Source organism: Paracoccus sp. M683 (assembly GCF_007096355.1).
In the GTDB taxonomy this organism is placed as follows: Bacteria; Pseudomonadota; Alphaproteobacteria; order Rhodobacterales; family Rhodobacteraceae; genus Paracoccus.
The window spans coordinates 1-18,172 of record NZ_VKDF01000025.1; the positions used below are offsets into that span (position 1 = coordinate 1).

An 18,172-nucleotide genomic window follows, 5' to 3' on the forward strand; every position below is an offset into this window, starting at 1 on the left:
ATGTCCACCCCATAGTCCCTGAGAAACTCCACCGTAGTCGCCATCGCGAAACTCCCGCCCAATCTCCATCAGGCGCGAAATCTCAGGTCACGTGAAAATGCGGAAGGTGGGGCACAGGCGACGCTTACAGACAGACGCGGTGGATGCGCGAATGCTCGCGCTATTCGCCGCCAAGTCGGTCGATCTGCGGCTATGGCCGCCACCCGCCCCAGAGACGGTCGAGCTGCGTGGCTTGCGGCGGCGGCGCGATGATCTGGCACAGATGATCCGCATCGAGCAAAACAGGTTGGAGCATCCGCAAATCAAGCATGTGGAACGCTCTCTGAAGCGTCATGTTCGCGCCATGAGCAACGAGATCAAGGAGCTCGATACTCAGATCGCCGCATTGGTCGCCGCAACGCCGGAGTTTCGGCAGAAGTCGGGCCTGCTGACGTCTGTGATCGGCGTGGGGCTAAAGACGGCAGCGGCCTGTCTGGCTTATCTTCCAGAGCTGGGGTCGCTGACCAAAGGAGAGGCTGCTTCGATTGTCGGTCTTGCGCCCCATGCTCAGGATTCAGGGACGCTGAAAGGACGCCGCCGCATTTCAGGAGGCAGGCGTGAGGTCAGGTCGAGCCTCTATATGGCGGCATTGACTGCCCTCCGCCTCGATCCGGCGATGCAAGCTTTCGCGCACCGCCTGAAAGAGCGTGGCAAGCCCGCGAAAGTGGTCATCACCGCAATCATGCGGAAGCTCGCCGTCATCCTGAACGCGGTGCTCAAGACTGGGGAGCCTGCGCGTCGAACTCATTCGGCATAGCGATTGCGGACCTTCGCTCGCCTGCGCACGAACAACCGCTGTGCGGACCGAAGCTGCCGTTCGCAGATGCAGCGAGAGCATGTACTTCGCTGGCGCGGGATTCACCAAAAGGGCGGGGAGCCGACCTTCGCCGCGGGTGCGAGCACCGCGCGTTTTCACGATCTGAGCGGACATTCAGCCTGACTTGCTCCGCCGGGTCTGGGTTGATTGATACTAAGGCCGGGAGCCAACTGTTCGCTGCGGGTGAGAATGCCCCTGAACGAGGAGCCGCTTGAGGTGCAGACCGAGGCGTGGCTAATGAAGCGTATCGCAGTCTGCCCCCGCGGCCATGCGGCGGAGGCGGCGGTCTTCGATCCCATCATCGCGGCAAGCGGCGAGCCGGCCTGCAGGGACCTCGCCCAAGCCACCCGCATCGCGCTTCCCATGGAAACCAATCTCGGCCTCGGTGCCGACCATCCGCTGGTCCACCGCAACATCGATCTCGCGGGGCATCCGCCGCTGCGGGACGGCGATCTCCTCGACCTTGTCGATGCGCGGCTCCAGGCGGCCACGCAGATGGCGCAATGCTTCGTTGAGGCTCCTCGTAACCGACTTCTGAAGCTTGCAGACGCTCTCGAGACGGCAGGCACGCTCGACGCGGGCGACATCGCCGAGATCTTCAATGGAGGGAAGGGCGGGATACCGTGCAACCCGCAGCCATCGCGATAATGGCCGCAAGTATCGTCCGGCATTCGCGACGTCCGGATCGGTCAGGCTCCCGCTGCGCGTCTTGGCGGCTGCCGCCAGCGTCGCATCAGTCTCCAACCCCGAGATCACAGCCAGCCATCACCGCTTAAGAGAGGTTTGTCCCATGAGCATCAGCATCGCCGCCGACGGCAGCCCGGGCCGCTTGGACGAGGAGCTCAAGCGCCCGCACCATCTCGTCGCCAACCTCAAGCGCATCTGATTGGCCCGTCACCCAAATCCGACCATTTCACATATAACTTGATATTTGAATATCGAACACTATCTATTGTCTTCAAGGTCGTCACGTTTGACACGGCCAGATACAGATAGCGGAGCCTCACATGACCCATGGCGCACACTCCGGCCTTTACGGCCCTTCCACCGCTCCGGATGGTTTCGAGCACGAACCTGACGCTACAGCCGGCTACTGGAGCCATCGGGCCAAAAACACCTTGCCGCCCCCCGACTTCATTGGCCCCTATGCCCGGCACCGCCCGCTCCCCACGCCGGGCGTGGAAGACCGGAGAGCCTGGATAATCGGTGGCGGAATTGGCGGGCTCGCCGCAGCATTTTACCTAATCCGGGACGGCCATATGCCGCCCGCCCATATCACCGTTCTTGAAGAGATGGATATCGAAGGCGGCTCAATGGACGGCGCCGGCAACCCCGAAGACGGCTACCTTATCCGGGGCGGCAGGGAGATGAACTGGAACTATGACACGCTGTGGGACATGTTCCAGGATGTCCCAGCCGTAGAGCTCCCTGAAGGCTATTCGGTATTGGATGAATACCGCCTGCTGAATGACAACGACCCCAATTATTCCAAGGCGCGTCTGATGCGCAATCAGGGTGAAATCGTTGATTTCACTGATATGGGGCTGACCCACTCCCAGCAATGGGAAATGATCCGTCTGATGCTTAAGAGAAAAGAAGACCTCGATGATATAACCATTGAGGAATACTTCTCCGAAGGTTTTCTGAGCAGCAATTTCTGGGCGCTGTTCCGCTCCATGTTCGCGTTCAAGAACTGTCACAGCCTTCTGGAAACCAAGCTGTACATGCACCGCTTCCTAGATTCCGTTGACGGTTTCGGGGATTTGTCAGCCCTCGTTTTTCCCAAGTACAATCAATATGATACCTTCATCAAACCGCTGGCGGGCATGCTGCGCGAAAAAGGCGTGCGCTTTCAGTTCGGCACGCGCGTGCAGGATCTGGAGCTGAGCGAGACCGGCGCCCAAAAGACCGTGACAGGCATTGTCTGCACTGTCGCAGGTCAGCCGCAACGACTGGAGGTTGGGGACACCGATCTTGTCTTTGCGCTGACAGGCTCGATGACGGAGAACACGGCCTATGGCGATCTGGATACTGTGCCCCAACTGACGGTCGGACGCCACGAGCCCGGCCAGGACAGCGGCTGGACGCTCTGGCGGAACCTGGCGGAAAAATCTGATGTGTTCGGCCATCCCGAAAAATTCTATGGCGACACCGACCAGTCGATCTGGGAGTCCGCCACCCTGACCTGCAAACCCTCGCCGCTTGTCGACAAGCTCAAGACGCTTTCGGTCAATGACCCGTATTCGGGACGCACAGTGACAGGCGGTATCATTACCTTCACGGACTCAAACTGGCTGCTGAACGTGACGTGCAACCGTCAGCCCCATTTTCCCGATCAACCTGAAGACACGCTTGTCTTGTGGGTCTATGGCCTCTTGATGGACCAGCCGGGCAATCATGTCGGCAAGGCCTTGCCGGAGTGCACAGGACGCGAGATTCTCAGCGAACTCTGCTATCATCTGGGGATTGAAGACCAGATCGATGATGTGGTCGCCAACACCAAGGTGCGTACCGCGCTGATGCCCTATATCACGGCGCAATTCATGAAACGCGCCGCCGGCGACCGGCCCCGGGTCGTGCCGGAAGGATGCACGAATCTGGGCCTGATCGGGCAATTCGTCGAAACCCGCAACGACATAATATTCACAATGGAGGCCTCTATCCGCACCGCCCGGATCGGCGTCTACAAATTGCTGAACATTCCCAAGCAGGCGCCCGACATCAGCCCAACCCAGTATGACATCCGCAATCTACTCAGGGGCGCGCGCGCCCTGAATAGCGGCAAGCCGTTCCTGGGCGAGAGGTTGCTGCACCGGTTGCTGGATCGGACGTATTATGCGCATATCCTGCCTCCCTTGCCTGAACCCGAGACCCAGCGTGATGAAGCCTTCGAGGCCGAAGTCGATACTCTGGCCGCCAAAGGCGGTGCCGCGCTGAAGGCCCTGGGGAGCTGGATCAGCAACGTCCGCAAAGGCTTCTCGAGCGAATGACCGCTGATCCCAGAGCCACAGCCAGAAGACTCTCGCCATGACAGATGCCCCCCGTCGACTGTCGCGACAGGAACAGCAACAGCGCACACGCGAGTGCCTTCTGGATGCGGCTGAAATGCTGTTCGCCGAAGGCGGGGTCAATGCGACCTCGCTTCGAAACGTATGCGAGCGGGCCGGGTTCTCCCAGGGGGCTTTCTATTCCAACTTCGCGAGCAAACAGGACCTTTTGCTTTCGGTTCTCGAACGTCATATCGAACGCGAAGCGGCCCTGCTGCAGTCTCTGGTGAAATCGGTGTCAAGCGATACGCTTGATCACGCTCTGGAAGGGTTTTCAGAGCACCTCACGGCCATCGCGGAGCAAACACAATGGTCCCTGTTGGCGATCGAACTGCAATTGCAGGCGCAGCGTGACGCCGATTTCGCCGCTCAGTGCGCTCACGCGCGCAACGCTAGCTATGACGCCCTAGCCTCGGTTCTGGAAACGCTGAAAACGCGCTTCGAGCTGAGCTATCAGCTTCCAACACGCCAGCTTGCGATCAGCCTTTACGCCCTGTGGTCCGGACTCGTGCTGTCTCGGGCCGGGGGTGAGACCATATCTCGCGCCGACTTACTTCTGACCCATTTCAGAGGATTGGTGGCCTCACCCAAATCTTTGAAGGGTTGAGACAGTATTGGTGCCGAGAGCTAGCCTTCCGCCTCCGCCGGGGTTCGCAAGCGCAGCGAATGGCGGCTTCGACGGGCAGCGCTGCAGCATCCTGAGCCGAGACTGAAGGTCGGCTCCGGGCCGTGAGAGACTTGGGCGATCGGTCAGTTCCGACCGCAACATTGCTTGTATTTGCGGCCCGACCCACAGGAGCATGGGTCGTTCCGCCCGGGCCGGGGACCGGCGTTGAACGGCATCTCGGAACGATTTGCGGGCTCCATGCGGGAAAGCTCGGGACGAGACTGATAGAGTATCGTCGCAACGCAGTTCGGGATCAGATTGGGTGCTTCAAGGTCGATTTCGTCGATCTCCTCATCCGTGAACTTGCTGTGGCCAGTGTATATTTCCTGAAGCGCCATCAAGAAGATCATCGTCGTCCGCGTCTCTTCGTCGGCCTGAGCGAGCAGTCGATCCCAAGCATCCGGTCTTAGCCCCATAGCGCGAGTGAAGCCATCGATCCAAGGCTCCCACATCACCTCATCACTGTTGGGGTCAACCTCGTAGATGGGTTCGATCCAAGGTGAGCGGGTCATCGCCTCCGCAACCGAGTTGTAGTGAGCCATGACCGCACCGACCGTGGCTTCGGCGGTTTTCTGATCGGGAAAATTTGCCTCACCTGTCTCTCCCCAGACATGGGACATCCATTCCGAGGGCGGGATCATATCCGGGCAGGCAAGAACACCGACTACATAGCCATCAAGTTCACTGAGCGTCATGGGCATGTTCTCGATGGGCAGCGCATGCAACAGCGCGCTGAGACGCTCGAGTTCCTGATCGGACTGGTCCATAAATACCTCCCGGTGTTGCTCGGAATTTTTTACTCTGCGCGACGCCAACCCGCAATCCGCGCGAAGCCTGCTTCAAGCTCGGACAGGAAGATTGCTGCAGGCACCCCGAATGTCCGCAGTGGTGAAGCCGCGACGTAGCATCAGATCGTCGCGCCAACGTCTGCAAAGGGCCGGGCGTGCCATGTCGCTCTGCCAGGATGGTCACACGGCCTGCCGCACCGCCGCATGACCGCATCGAGCCCAAACCAGCCGCCCCGGCTCAGAGTTTTTAGCATTCGCAGCATTCTTATCCGTGGCGACATAGAACAGATTGGGTCGAGCATCCGGTAACCTCGCCACAATGCTCCTGTCTTGCGAACCGGCCCTCCGCTATAGGAATTCTGCGCTGCGCCGCTCCCGCATCAAGTCCACATGGATCAAGAATGCCATCGAGAACGGGACGATGGCCGTTGCGGCGAGAAGGACCATCGTCGTTTCGGCGCCGACCTTGTCAATGAGCAATGCCCCAAGCGTCGGGGCGGCAGCGCCAGCCAACAGCATCGGGCGAGCCAAGCGTCCCATTAGAGCGCCATAGTGCTCCGGACCGTAGAGCGCGAGCGGAAGAGCACCGCGCGCGATGGACCAAAGGCCATTTCCGGCCCCGTATGCGACGAGAGCGGCGGCAGCTGGAAATCCCATCTGCAGCCCCAGGAAGCCGACGAAAACGAGCATGGTCGCTGCAAGCATGGTCCATATCGGGTGATGTCGGCCCCCTCCCATCATTTCGACGACGCGGGCACCGACTTGGGATGGCCCGATCAAAGTACCGACCGCGATCGCTGCAGCCGTGGTGTAGCCCCCGGCGGTCAGGATCGTCACCATGTGAATGGACCAGATGGTCGCAAGAAGAGTCAGCGTGACGCCTGCGACGACGATACAGAGGAACCTGATATCGGCGCGGCGAACGCCAACTTCCGATCGGCGCACTGGTTCATGCATCGTTGCTGAGTGCGTGGCGGAAGCATGCGGCAAGGCCCACCAGCAAAGGGGCAGCGTTCCGAAGATGTGGATGCCAGCATAGAGCAGACAGGTTGTGCGCCAGCCGATGCTTTCGACCAGCCAAGCCGAAAGCGGCCAGCACACGGTACTGGCAAAGCCGCCCCAGAGGGTCAGTTGCGTGATCGCGGATCGCGCATCACGTCCATAGGCGGCCCCCAGGACGGAGAAGGCGGCGTCGTAGAGCCCGGCAGCCATCCCGCAACCGAGGACGCTCCAAGCGAGCAGGTAGACCCATGGGGCGTGCGCCATGCTGAGAAGGAACAGACCAATGGCCATGAAGGCCATCCCGAGGCAGAGGGTCTTTCTGCCACCGCTCCGGCCGATCCAGCGGCCGATTTTCGGTGCCGTCAGACCTGACATGAGCAAGGCAACCGATACACCGGCGGAAATCAGGGCATGACCCCATTCGGTATCTTCTGCGATTGCACCGGCCAGCGGTGCCAGCAGGTAATAGCTGCTACCCCAAGCGAAGATCTGGACGATCCCGAGCGAAGACACGACTTTTGTGCGCGGCGGGATCATTGGCCGGGTGCGTCCTCATCTGCACAGCACTCGTCCACCAGGAAGCCCACCAACGCCTTCATCGCAGGATATTCGGCGTGGCAGTGCAGCGTGTTGCCGCTGCGCTCCTGTCGGATCAGACCGACATCGAGCAGCTTTTTTAGGTGATGCGACAGGGTCGATGCCGGAAGCCCAAGAGCGTCTTGCACCCGACCGACCGGAGCGCCGCTTTCACCGGCGCGCACCAGAGTCCGGTAGATGCGCAGACGCGTCGCGTTGCCGAGGGCGTCGAGTTGGCGGGAAGCTGTTTCGATGTTCATGGAAGTAGATGCGCGCCAAATCTCGCGGGCGTCAACATCTATTTCCAGCGACGTCGAATTAGATCGTCTTCAGGTTCACCCGTGCCGACAGTTCGGCATGGCTTTCCTTCCGTTCGGAATAGCGGTCGACCAGATGATCGCGGATGTCGCGCGTCAGCAGGGTGAATTTCACCAACTCCTCCATCACGTCGACGATCCGGTCGTAATAAGGCGAGGGTTTCATCCGCCCATCTTCCTCGAACTCATTCCACGCCTTGGCGACCGAGGATTGGTTCGGGATGGTCAGCAGGCGCATCCAGCGCCCGAGGATGCGCAGCTGATTGACCGTGTTGAAGCTCTGCGATCCGCCGGAGACCTGCATCACCGCCAGCGTCTTGCCCTGGGTCGGACGCACGGAACCGAGCGAGAGCGGAATCCAGTCGATCTGCGCCTTCATGATGCCGGTCATGGCCCCGTGACGTTCGGGGGATGACCAGACCATGCCTTCGCACCACTGCACCAGATCGCGTAGCTCGGCCACCTTGGGGTGGTCGGCCCCGACGCTGTCAGGCAGCGGCAGATCACGGGGATCGAAGAACCGCACCTCGGCCCCGAGGCGTTCGAGAATGCGCGCGGCCTCTTCGGCTGCAAGCCGCGAGAAGCTGCGCTCGCGCAGCGATCCGTAAAGCATCAGAATGCGCGGAGCATGGGTGCTGCGCGTCGCAGGGAACAGCGTGTCCGGGTCTGGCTGGCGCAGCAAGGTCTCATCAAGGTTCGGCGTTTCAGGCAATGCGTTGTCCCTCTTCGTTCAGGATCATGTCTCCGTCCTCCTTGAACAGCGGTCCGGGCGGCAGCCTGTCCAGAAGGTCGAGAACGGTTTCGGACGGGCGACACAGGCGCACCCCTTTGGGCGTGCAGACAATGGGCCGGTTCACCAGGATCGGGTGTTCGATCATCGCCTTCAGGAGCGTGTCATCAGAGACACCCGGTTCCAGAAGGCCGAGCGCCTCAGCGGGAGATTTCGTTTCTCGCAAGGCGCTACGCGGGGACAGCCCCGCCGCCGCGAACAACGCTAGCAGCTGCGGGCGTGTCCAGCCTTCCTTCAGGTATTCGATGACGACCGGCTCTTCGCCGGTCGCTCGAAGAAAGGCCAGAACATTGCGGGAGGTCCCGCAATCCGGATTGTGGTGGATGACGATGCTCATGCCGCAGGCTCGGGAAAGCGTGCGCGGGTGCGATTGGCAAAAGCCACGAGCGACAGCATCACCGGCACCTCGACCAGCACCCCCACCACCGTGGCCAGCGCCGCGCCGGAGTTCAGGCCAAAGAGCGAGATTGCTACCGCAACCGCCAGTTCGAAGAAGTTCGATGTTCCGATCAGGGCGCAGGGCGCGGCGATCTGGTGCGGCACCTTGAGGGCGAAGGCTGCGCAATAGGCCAGGACGAAGATGCCGTAGCTCTGGATGATGATCGGCACCGCAATCAGCAGAATCACCGTCGGCTTGGCGAGGATCGTTTCTCCCTGAAGGCCGAAGAGGATTGCGACGGTAGCAATCAGCCCGACCATGGACCACGGCTTTACCTGCGCCGAAAACGCGTCGATGGCCGCCTTGGAGCCCAGCTTGCGGCGTGTGATCAGACCGGCTCCAAGCGGCAGGACAACATAGAGCACCGTGGCCAGCAAAAGCGTTTCCCACGGCACAGAGAGGTCCGTCACGCCCAGAAGGAAGGCCACAATCGGCGCGAAGGCCACCACCATGACCAGATCATTCACCGAGACCTGCACCAGCGTGTAGGTGGCGTCTCCCTTGGTCAGCTGCGACCAGACGAAAACCATCGCCGTGCAGGGTGCGGCCCCGAGCAGGATCAGCCCCGCCGTATACTGGGCGGCATCTTCGGGAGAAATCAGCGGCGCGAAGACATGGTCAAAGAACAACACGGCCAGAAACGCCATGGTGAAAGGCTTGATCAGCCAGTTGACGGCCAGCGTAACCAAAAGCCCCTTGGGTTGGCGCGCGACACCGGCGACCGCGCCGAAGTCCACGCCCACCATCATTGGGTAAACCATGGCCCAGATCAGCACGGCCACGACAAGGTTCACGCTCGCGACCTCGGTCGCGGCAATGGCCTGCACAAGCCAGGGTGCGCCCTGACCAATCAGGACACCGGCAATCATCGCGAGACCGACCCAGACGGTCAGGTAGCGTTCGAAAATACTCATGCAGTCACCTCGTTCGTCTGATCGGTCAGGCGACCCGAGGTCAGGGCCGCCAGGACGACCATGACCGCCGCCGTGCCCATGACGAGGGTCAACCCGCCGATCTGGTAGGTCAGGCCGGACAGGAGCGTGCCGATCAGACGACCGCCCGCATTGGCCATGTAGTAAAAGCCTACATCCATCGTGACCCGTTCAGATTTCGAGAAGGCGAGGATCAGGTAGGAGTGGAGCGAGGAATTCACGGCAAACAGCGCGCCGAAAGCCAGCAGACCCAGGACCAGCGTCACCGTCAGCCAGGTCTGCGGCGCAGGCGAAAACGCAACGGCCACCGCCAACGCGGCTGGCACGACGAAGAGCGCAAGAGCCCAGCTCCGAGCCGCACGGATCAGCTCGCCCTCCGGGCGGCTCGCCGCGCGCAGGATCTTCGGTGCGCTGGCCTGCACCATCCCATAGAGGATGACCCAGACCGCCATGAAGGTGCCGATCATGAAGAAGGCAGCGCGGTTGCCATCCTCGGTGCCGTCCGAGAGCACCGCATAGAAGTAGATCGGGATGCCCACGACGAACCAGACGTCGCGCGCCCCGAACAGGAACACCCGCGCCGCCGACAGCCAGTTGACGTTGGCCGATTTCGAGAAGACCTCGGAAAACTTGGTGCCCTTCCTGCCCTTGGGCAGGCCCGAAGGCATGAACAGCACGACCGCGACGAGGATCACCCCGAGGACGATGGCCATGCCCAGCACGGCCCAGTCGAAGCCAAGCACCGCCAGCAGCGCCGCGCCAAGCAGGAAGCCCAGCCCCTTCACTGCGTTCTTCGAGCCGGTCAGTACCGCGACCCAGCGAAACAGTCCGCCATCGCCCGAAGGAGCCAGCAGTTTCACCGCCGATTTCGAGGACATCTTGGCGAGGTCCTTCGCCACGCCTGAAAGACCCTGGACGCACATGACGAAGGCGACCGAAGCCGCGATGCTCCAGCCCGGATCGAGCTGCGCAAGCGCAAGCAGCGCGACCACCTGCAACCCGAGTCCAGCATAGAGCGTCGAGGTCAGCCCGAACCGCAGAGCGATCCAGCCTGCCGCGAGGTTGGTGATCATCCCTGCGACTTCGTAAAGAATGAACAGGTAGGCCAGCTGCACCGGGCTGAAGCCTAGCGTGTGGAAATGCAGCAGCACCAGCATCCTGAGCGCGCCATCGGTCAGCATGAAGGCCCAATAGGCGGCCGTGACGGCGATATAGGCAGACAGCCCTTCGGGACGGGCCGGGGCGGGATGGCTCACAGTGAGTCCCCGACCATCAGCGCGACGTCGACCAGCCGGTTGGCATAGCCCCATTCGTTGTCGTACCAGGCGTAGATCTTCAGCTGCGTGCCATTGATCACCACCGTCGATGGCGCGTCTATAATCGAGGAGCGCGGATCATTGGTGTAATCGGTCGAGACAAGCGGACGCGTCTCGTAGCCGAGGATGCCTTTCAGCGGGCCATTGGCCGCAGCCTCGAAGGCGGCGTTGACCTCTTCCGCCGTGACAGCACGCTCCAGCTCGAAGACGCAGTCGGTCAGCGAGGCATTGAGCAGCGGCACGCGCACCGCATGGCCGTTCAGACGACCCTTCAATTCCGGATAGATCAAGGTGATCGCGGTGGCCGAGCCGGTCGTCGTCGGGATCAGCGAATTCAGCGCAGACCGCGCCCGACGCAGGTCCTTTGCCGGGCGGTCGACGATGGTCTGGGTGTTGGTCACGTCATGGATCGTGGTGATCGAGCCATGCTTGATGCCGAAAGTCTCGTGAACCACCTTCACCACCGGCGCGAGGCAGTTGGTCGTGCAGGAAGCCGCGGTGACGATCCGGTGCTCGGCAGGATCATATGTCTCGTTGTTGACGCCGTAGACGATGTTGGCCGCATTGCCGTCCTTCACCGGGGCGGAGACCACGACCTTCTTCACGCCCGCCTCGAAATAGGGGGCGATCTTGGCCTCGGTCTTGAAGACGCCGGTGCAGTCGATCACCACATCGACACCGTCCAGCGGCAGATCGGCAATCGCGCGTGCGCCGATGAACGGCAGGCGTGTGCCATTGATCGTGACGCTTTCGGCGTCATGCGAGAACGCGGCATCCCAGCGTCCGTGGACCGTATCGAACTCCAGAAGATGCGCGTGTATCTCCGGATCACCCACAGCGTCGTTGATCCAGGCGATCTTGGCGCCGCTATCGAGGAGAGGCTTGAGGGCGAGCTTGCCCATGCGACCGAGGCCATTCAGTGCGTAGGTGGTCATGCCAGTGTCTCGGGGCTGGCGCGGCCGATGTCGTCCACGGCTTTTTGCAATGCAATGCGGTCCAGGGTCTCGATCGGTAGGGCGACAAAGGCTTCGATCCGGTGCTTGAGCGCCCCGTAAGCCTGTTGGAAGGCCAGCGCTTTTTCAGCATTGGTTCCTTCGACTTTGACCGGGTCCGGCATACCCCAATGGCCACTTACTGGCTGCCCCTCCCAAGCGGGGCATTCCTCGTTTGCCGCCTGATCGCAAACCGTGAAGACGAAGTCGAACTGCGGCGCATCGGGGCGAGCAAACTCGGACACGTCCTTCGAGCGCAGTACGGAAACGTCATGCCCCTTGTCCTGCAAGACCTGCACCGCGAAGGGATTGAGTTGGGTCCCCGGTCGAGTTCCTGCGGAATACGCAATGAACCTGTCGCCAGCGGCACTGCGCAGGAGTGACTCGGCGAAGATGGACCGCGCGGAGTTGCCCACGCAGATGAAGAGGACGTTGTATTTGCGGCCAGACATGGGGGTGGTTCCTGTGCTGAAAGGCATGCAGATATCGGGACGGCCACGGCAGCAATCGCTGAACAGGTATCCGAACAGCCGTTGCACCGTGGTCATGTTGATCGCGTAGAGAAGCGACGTGCCTGCCCGTTGTTGTTCCACCAGCTGGTCCCGCGTCAGTGCGGACAGATAGGTGGACATCGTGCTCGCCTTGACGCCAAGCGTGGAGGCGATCTCCCCGGCCGGAACACGGTCAGGGTATCGGCGCATCAGCAGCCGGAAGATCGCCAACCGCTGCGGATGGCCGAGGGTGGACAGTTGGTCGGGAATCTCTTTTTCCATATTTCATGTATTATTGAATTATTGATTGCCTGCCAAGTGAAGGTTTTGTAACGGCCTGCTTCCGTCGAGGCAGCTCTCTGTTTGTCGCCTCTACTTCAGGCTATGCGCATTGTGCCGTGCCCCTCGATGACCAAAGGTGATAACGGCAGGCGGTATTTCGAGATCGGAACGGTTGTGGCGAAGGAAATTGAACGCAAGTTTCTGCTCAGCACGGATACTTGGCGCGAGCTCGCCACGCATAAGGTTGAGATCCGTGACGGCCTCTTGGCATTCCGTGATGGACGGAAGATCCGGGTGCGCTTCTGCGACGACAAGGCAACTCTCAGCGTCAAAGGGCCCAAGAAGGGTCTGACCCGCGACGAATTCGAATACGAAATTCCTGCCAGAGATGGCCTTGCCCTCTTGGAAGACCATTGCGACGGGACAATTCTGAAGAAGACTCGGTACTTCATCCCCCATGGTGGGTATGTCTGGACAGTCGACGAGTTTCAGGGCGTTCACACAGGCCTCGTGCTGGCCGAGATTGAACTGCCGAGCGAGGATGCTGAATTCGAGAAGCCGACATGGTTGGGGCGCGAAGTGTCGGGAAAGAGCCAGTATAGGCAGTCGTCGCTGTTCAAGAAACACCGGCAGGCGACCAAGTAACCGCATTCACGCGAAAATCGGCGGGAAGCCGCAAGGTCTCTCGGATGCAGCCTAGGGTCAGGATGCATTGATTTCTGTTGCGCTGCGTGATTCACGCCTCCGAAAACGGAGCGGTGACATGAGCGATCTCTTCTGGCTGACCGACGCGCAGATGGCGCGCCTGGCTCCCTTCTTTCCCAAGTCGCACGGGAAGCCCCGGGTTGATGACAGACGGGTGCTGAGCGGGATTATTTTCATCAATCGCAATGGCTTGCGTTGGCGCGATGCGCCCGCCGCGTATGGCCCACATAAGACGCTCTACAGCCGGTAAAAGCGTTGGAGCGAAAAGGGCATCTTCGCGCGGATGATGGCCGGGCTGGCGGCGGAACACGGCGAGAAAACGACCGTGATGATCGACGCAACATACCTCAAGGCCCATCGAACGGCGACCAGCATGGCCGCCAAAAAGGGGGGCGTGGTCGCCTGATCGGTCGAACCAAAGGCGGTATGAACACCAAGCTGCACGCCATCTGCGACAGTCAGGGGCGACCGATCGACCTGTTCGTCACCGCTGGACAGGTCAGCGATTATATCGGCGCTCGGGCCCTGCTGAGTGGCCTGCCAAACGTCAAATGGGTACTCGGAGATCGTGGCTATGACGCTGACTGGTTCAGAGAAGCGTTGCAGGACAAGGGGATACGTGCCTGCATCCCAGGCCGGAAGAAACGCAAGACGGCGATCAAATACGATAAGCGGAGATACAAGCGGCGTAACCGCATCGAGATCATGTTCGGCAGGCTCAAGGACTGGAGGCGCGTCGCGACCCGCTATGACCGATGTCCCAAGGTCTTCCTCTCAGCCATCACCCTCGCGGCTCTCGTCATCTATTGGTTATGAATCCTGACCCTAAATTCATTTTCCATTAACGCTTAGACATCAGCTGCAGTGTCGGACCAACAGGAAACATATCCTCGCCGTAGTGGTGCAGCTTGACGTGATGGCGGCGGCAAAGCCACCTGACGTTCAAGGGTTCATCGTACCGGTCGTGATGAGCATCAACCTTCGCAGTGCCGCATACCTCGCAGACTTGCTTTTCTAGTTCGCCCGAAGAAAGCGCTCGCTGAACCGCAAGATGAGCCAGATACTTCGGCAGGTTGGTGCGGCGCCAGTTCGTCTGGCGGGTCTCGCTTTTCAGCGACGGCGGCCGTGGAGGCTTTGGGTCATCTGTCATCACGCCGCCGCCTGCCGGCCCAAGGTGCGATACACGGTCGGCCGCGAGATCGAGAACACCTCTGCCAGGTCGCTGATGGAATACTCGCCAGTGTCATACATGCGCCGCAGCTCCTTGTGCTGGCGCTCTGATAGCTTCGGCTTCTTGCCGCGCAGCTTGCCCTTGGCGCGAGCCACGGCCATGCCCTCGCGGGTCCGCATGCGGATCAGGTCCGCCTCGAATTCGGCAAAGGTCGCCAAGATGTTGAAGAACAGCTTGCCCATCGGGTCGGTCGGATCATGGATTGAGGTGCCAAGCTGAAGCTTGATGCCGCGTGCGGCCAGCTTGTCGGCAATGTCGCGGGCGTCAGGAACGGACCGTGCCAGGCGATCAAGCTTCGGCACGACCAAGGTGTCACCCTCTCGTAAGGCTGCAAGCGCCTGATCGAGACCAGGGCGGGCACGGTTCGTGCCGGTAAAGCCGTGGTCGGTGTAGATGCGATCGGAGGCAACCCCGAAGCTGGCAAGGATACCCTTCTGCGTAGCGAGATCCTGTTTGTCGGTGGAACAACGGGCGTAGCCGATCAAAATCTGTGTCATGTCCTGATCTGTAACAGTAGCCGCCCCTTCATTGCAAAAAATATCGGACCATTCATCTGAGATTTCGTCCTGCCAGCATTTGCTGGCCTTCAACGGACCTGTTCTGGGGCAAGCTGGCCGTCCTCTCAACGATCCCCTTACGGACGGTCGTCCATCACGATTTCCTGAAAGATCGCCATGCCAAGACGCAGCATTCTGACCGACCGCCAACGGGCGGCATTGTTCGATCTGCCGACCGATGAAGCGTCGATGCTGCGCCACTACACGCTGGCAGACGACGATCTGGAGCTCATCCATGCCCGTCGCCGTTCCCACAATCGCTTCGGTTTTGCGTTGCAACTATGCGCGCTGCGATATCCCGGGCGGTTGCTGGCGCCGGGCGAGGTCATTCCGTTAGCAGTCACACGCTTTCTGGCAGCGCAGCTTGGGATAAGGCCCGACGAATTGGCCGGCTACGCCGCCCGCGAGGAGACCCGGCATGAGCACCTGGCCGCCTTGCGCGCCATCTACGGTTACAAGATGTTCACCGGGCGGGGTGCCCGGGACCTGAAGGCCTGGCTTGAAGGCGCGGCCGAAACTGCCCGGTCGAACGAGGATCTGGCACGGCGCTTCGTCGAGCAGTGCCGGGCGGCTCAGACCATCCTGCCCGGAATCACGGTCATCGAGCGGCTTTGCGCGGATGCGCTTGTCGCGGCTGAACGGCGGGTCGATGCCAGGGTCGCCGGTCAGTTGGACGATGACATGCGAACGCGGCTCGATGCCCTTCTGACCGAAGATGCGGGTGGCTCGGTCACGCGCTTCGTCTGGTTGCGTCAGTTTGAGATCGGGCGGAACTCGGCTGATATGAACCGCCTGCTCGATCGGCTCGAGTTCCTGCAGGCTTTGGCGCTGGACCGGGGCATTCTGGCGAATGTACAGCCACACCGCGTTGCCCGCCTTCGCCGGCAGGGAGAGCGATACTTCGCGGGCGATCTGCGGGATATCTCGGGTGACCGCCGTCTCGCCATCCTTGCGGTTTGTGCTCTGGAATGGCGCGGCGCCATTGCTGACGCCGTGGTCGAGACCCATGACCGGATCGTCGGCAAGACCTGGCGCGAGGCGAAATCGCGATGTGACGCCCGGATGGACGATGCCAAATTGGCGCTGAAGGACACCCTGCAGTCCTTCAAGACATTGGGAGCGGCACTCCTGGAAGCGCATGAGGATCGGGCCTCCCTCGAAGAGGCCGTCGGCAATGCCGGTGGCTGGATATCCCTCAAAGGGCTTGTCGCCACGGCCGAGCAACTGACCGACACGTTTGCCGCCGATCCGCTGGTGCATGTCGTTCACGGATATCATCGCTTCCGGCGTTACGCACCGCGCATGCTGCGGGCATTAGACATTTGCGCCGCGCCCGTGACAGAACCGCTGCTGGCGGCGAGCGCGATCATCGCGGGCACGAAGATGGCGGCGGTCCTGCCACTGACATTCCTTCGCCGGGGCTCAAAATGGTTGCGGCATCTGGATGCGGAGGCTGATGAGGCAAGCAGACACTGGGAGGTTGCGGTCCTGTTCCATCTGCGCGAGGCCTTCCGATCCGGTGACATCTGGCTGGCGCATTCGCGCAGGTATGGCGATCTGAAGGAAGCGCTGGTCCCGGTAGAGATTGCCCGCGTCACCCCGAGGCTGGCCATGCCGTTCGAGCCGGAAACCTGGCTGGCCGACCGCAAAGCCAGAATGGCTGACGCCGCGCATCGCCTGGCGCGTTCGGCAAAGGCCGGGGCAATCCCCGGTGGCTCTATCGAGGACGGCACCTTGAAAATCGACCGGCTGACCGCCGCGGTTCCCGAGGAAGCCGATGCGCTGGTTCTCGATCTCTATCGCCGCCTGCCGGAAGTCAGGGTCACCGATCTTCTGTTGGAGGTGGACGATGAGATTGGCTTCACCGAGGCCTTTACCCATCTGCGCACCGGCGTGCCCTGCAAGGACAGGATCGGCCTGCTGAACGTGTTGCTTTCCGAGGGGCTGAATCTCGGCCTCAGCAAGATGGCCGGGGCCACGAACACGCACGACTTTTTCCAACTCTCACGCCTGTCGCGATGGCACGTCGAAAGCGAAGCAATGGCGCGCGCCCTGGCCACGGTGATCGAAGGGCAGTCGAGGTTGCCGATGGCGCGGTTCTGGGGCGGCGGGCAGAGCGCTTCGAGCGACGGCCAGTTCTTCCCGACAACGCGTCAGGGCGAGGCGATGAACCTGATCAACGCCAAGTACGGCCATGAACCCGGGCTGAAGGCCTATACCCACGTCTCCGACCAGTTCGGACCCTTCGCCACACAGACCATCCCGGCCACCGTGAACGAAGCGCCCTACATCCTCGATGGCTTGCTTCTGACCGACGCCGGTCAGAAAATCCGCGAGCAGTATGCCGATACCGGCGGCTTCACCGACCACGTCTTCGCGGTGACCGCGCTGCTGGGGTTCCAGTTCATTCCCCGCATCCGCGACCTGCCATCAAAGCGCCTCTACCTCTTCGATCCGGCCTCCTGCCCGAAAGAGCTGAAGGGGCTGATCGGGGGCAAGATCAAGGAACGTCTCATTGTGGCAAACTGGCCGGATATACTGCGCAGCGTGGCGACCATGGCGTCAGGGGCCATGCCGCCCAGCCAGCTGCTGCGGAAGTTCGCATCCTATCCCAGACAGCACGAGCTGGCGGTGACCTTGCGGGAAATAGGACGGGTCGAACGGACGCTCTTCATCATCGACTGGTTACTCGATGCCGACATGCAACGCCGCGCCCAGATCGGCCTCAACAAGGGTGAGGCTCACCACGCCTTGAAGAACGCACTCCGCATCGGCCGCCAAGGTGAAATCCGTGATCGCACCTCCGAAGGCCAGCACTTCCGCATGGCCGGGCTGAACCTCCTCGCCGCGATCGTCATCTACTGGAACACCAAACATCTCGGCCAGGCCGTCGCTGGCCGCCGACGCGAAGGCCTGAGATGCTCACCAAACCTTCTGGCGCACACCTCGCCACTCGGTTGGGCCCATATCCTCCTCACTGGCGAATACAGGTGGCCGAAAAGGGCTTAGCGTAGGATTCTGCCCCCTCCGGCATCAGACCCCATGTAAGTCGTCAAAAGCCGCGAGACGTCGGAGCGGAAGAGGGCAAGGAGACCTTTGGCGAAACGGTCGTGAGACAGGATCAGGAAAACCAGTTGTGCAACACGTGCCATCGAGCACGCGGCTTTGATTTGGACCTGATCTG

The 18,172-nt window shown here is 61.2% G+C and carries 17 protein-coding genes and 1 pseudogene; 7 read left to right on the plus strand and 11 right to left on the minus strand.

The window, feature by feature from the left end:
• Positions 1-97 precede the first annotated feature (97 nt).
• The 4 genes from FNJ84_RS20595 to FNJ84_RS20610 all read left to right on the plus strand — a co-directional run bounded on the left by FNJ84_RS20595 (position 98) and on the right by FNJ84_RS20610 (position 4,510).
• On the plus strand, positions 98-796 hold the full coding sequence (locus tag FNJ84_RS20595) for a transposase (RefSeq protein ID WP_370454614.1): 699 nt from the start codon (positions 98-100) through the stop codon (positions 794-796).
• A gap of 249 nt (positions 797-1,045) precedes the next feature.
• Positions 1,046-1,504 (plus strand): hypothetical protein, encoded by a 459-nt coding sequence (locus FNJ84_RS20600; RefSeq protein WP_143795075.1) that lies wholly within the window; start codon positions 1,046-1,048, stop codon positions 1,502-1,504.
• Positions 1,505-1,863: 359 nt separating this feature from the next.
• Complete coding sequence (locus FNJ84_RS20605; RefSeq protein WP_088238998.1) at positions 1,864-3,846, plus strand: oleate hydratase; 1,983 nt, start codon at positions 1,864-1,866, stop codon at positions 3,844-3,846.
• A 37-nt stretch (positions 3,847-3,883) separates the two neighbouring features.
• On the plus strand, positions 3,884-4,510 hold the full coding sequence (locus FNJ84_RS20610; protein ID WP_088233781.1) for a TetR/AcrR family transcriptional regulator: 627 nt from the start codon (positions 3,884-3,886) through the stop codon (positions 4,508-4,510).
• A 143-nt stretch (positions 4,511-4,653) separates the two neighbouring features.
• On the opposite strand, the gene FNJ84_RS20615 is transcribed toward FNJ84_RS20610, so the two are convergent.
• The 9 genes from FNJ84_RS20615 to FNJ84_RS20655 form a co-directional block, all read right to left on the minus strand.
• Positions 4,654-5,337 (minus strand): UPF0149 family protein, encoded by a 684-nt coding sequence (locus FNJ84_RS20615; protein WP_073061664.1) that lies wholly within the window; start codon positions 5,335-5,337, stop codon positions 4,654-4,656.
• 369 nt (positions 5,338-5,706) lie between these two features.
• A complete protein-coding gene (locus FNJ84_RS20620) occupies positions 5,707-6,897 on the minus strand; it encodes an MFS transporter (RefSeq protein WP_088233782.1) in 1,191 nt (396 codons plus the stop codon).
• Positions 6,894-7,196, minus strand: coding sequence for a helix-turn-helix transcriptional regulator (locus tag FNJ84_RS20625; protein WP_143795077.1), 303 nt, complete (start codon positions 7,194-7,196; stop codon positions 6,894-6,896). The genes FNJ84_RS20620 and FNJ84_RS20625 overlap by 4 nt, the downstream gene beginning before the upstream one ends.
• A gap of 58 nt (positions 7,197-7,254) precedes the next feature.
• Entirely contained in the window at positions 7,255-7,965 is a 711-nt protein-coding gene (arsH, locus tag FNJ84_RS20630; RefSeq protein ID WP_088233784.1) for an arsenical resistance protein ArsH, read from the minus strand.
• The gene (gene arsC / locus FNJ84_RS20635; RefSeq protein WP_088233785.1) at positions 7,958-8,380 is read right to left on the minus strand and encodes an arsenate reductase (glutaredoxin); all 423 of its coding nucleotides are present in this window, start codon (positions 8,378-8,380) and stop codon (positions 7,958-7,960) included. The genes arsH and arsC overlap by 8 nt, the downstream gene beginning before the upstream one ends.
• A complete protein-coding gene (gene arsB / locus FNJ84_RS20640) occupies positions 8,377-9,396 on the minus strand; it encodes an ACR3 family arsenite efflux transporter (RefSeq protein ID WP_143795079.1) in 1,020 nt (339 codons plus the stop codon). The genes arsC and arsB overlap by 4 nt, the downstream gene beginning before the upstream one ends.
• A complete protein-coding gene (gene arsJ / locus FNJ84_RS20645) occupies positions 9,393-10,595 on the minus strand; it encodes an organoarsenical effux MFS transporter ArsJ (RefSeq protein WP_255471361.1) in 1,203 nt (400 codons plus the stop codon). The genes arsB and arsJ overlap by 4 nt, the downstream gene beginning before the upstream one ends.
• 71 nt (positions 10,596-10,666) lie before the next feature.
• On the minus strand, positions 10,667-11,665 hold the full coding sequence (locus FNJ84_RS20650; protein WP_101753538.1) for an ArsJ-associated glyceraldehyde-3-phosphate dehydrogenase: 999 nt from the start codon (positions 11,663-11,665) through the stop codon (positions 10,667-10,669).
• Positions 11,662-12,495 carry a helix-turn-helix domain-containing protein gene (locus FNJ84_RS20655; RefSeq protein WP_088233789.1) on the minus strand — a complete coding sequence of 278 codons (834 nt, stop codon included), beginning with the start codon at positions 12,493-12,495 and terminating at the stop codon, positions 11,662-11,664. Before FNJ84_RS20655 ends, FNJ84_RS20650 begins: the two co-directional genes overlap by 4 nt.
• Before the next feature lie 126 nt (positions 12,496-12,621).
• Here FNJ84_RS20655 and FNJ84_RS20660 point away from each other — a divergent pair, with 126 nt between their 5' ends.
• Both FNJ84_RS20660 and FNJ84_RS20665 read left to right on the plus strand, forming a co-directional pair.
• Positions 12,622-13,140: a CYTH domain-containing protein gene (locus FNJ84_RS20660; protein ID WP_198590225.1), complete on the plus strand. Its 519-nt coding sequence runs from the start codon at positions 12,622-12,624 to the stop codon at positions 13,138-13,140.
• Between the two features lie 118 nt (positions 13,141-13,258).
• Positions 13,259-14,016 (plus strand): annotated as a pseudogene (locus FNJ84_RS20665) (IS5-like element ISPso2 family transposase).
• Between the two features lie 25 nt (positions 14,017-14,041).
• On the opposite strand, the gene FNJ84_RS20670 reads toward FNJ84_RS20665, so the two are convergent.
• Both FNJ84_RS20670 and FNJ84_RS20675 read right to left on the minus strand, forming a co-directional pair.
• Positions 14,042-14,350 carry a hypothetical protein gene (locus FNJ84_RS20670; RefSeq protein ID WP_088233790.1) on the minus strand — a complete coding sequence of 103 codons (309 nt, stop codon included), beginning with the start codon at positions 14,348-14,350 and terminating at the stop codon, positions 14,042-14,044.
• Entirely contained in the window at positions 14,350-14,928 is a 579-nt protein-coding gene (locus FNJ84_RS20675) for a recombinase family protein (protein ID WP_088233803.1), read from the minus strand. Before FNJ84_RS20675 ends, FNJ84_RS20670 begins: the two co-directional genes overlap by 1 nt.
• 177 nt (positions 14,929-15,105) lie before the next feature.
• Between FNJ84_RS20675 and FNJ84_RS20680 the strand changes: the two genes are divergently transcribed.
• Positions 15,106-17,997, plus strand: coding sequence for a Tn3 family transposase (locus tag FNJ84_RS20680; protein WP_143795082.1), 2,892 nt, complete (start codon positions 15,106-15,108; stop codon positions 17,995-17,997).
• Positions 17,998-18,172: the final 175 nt, after the last annotated feature.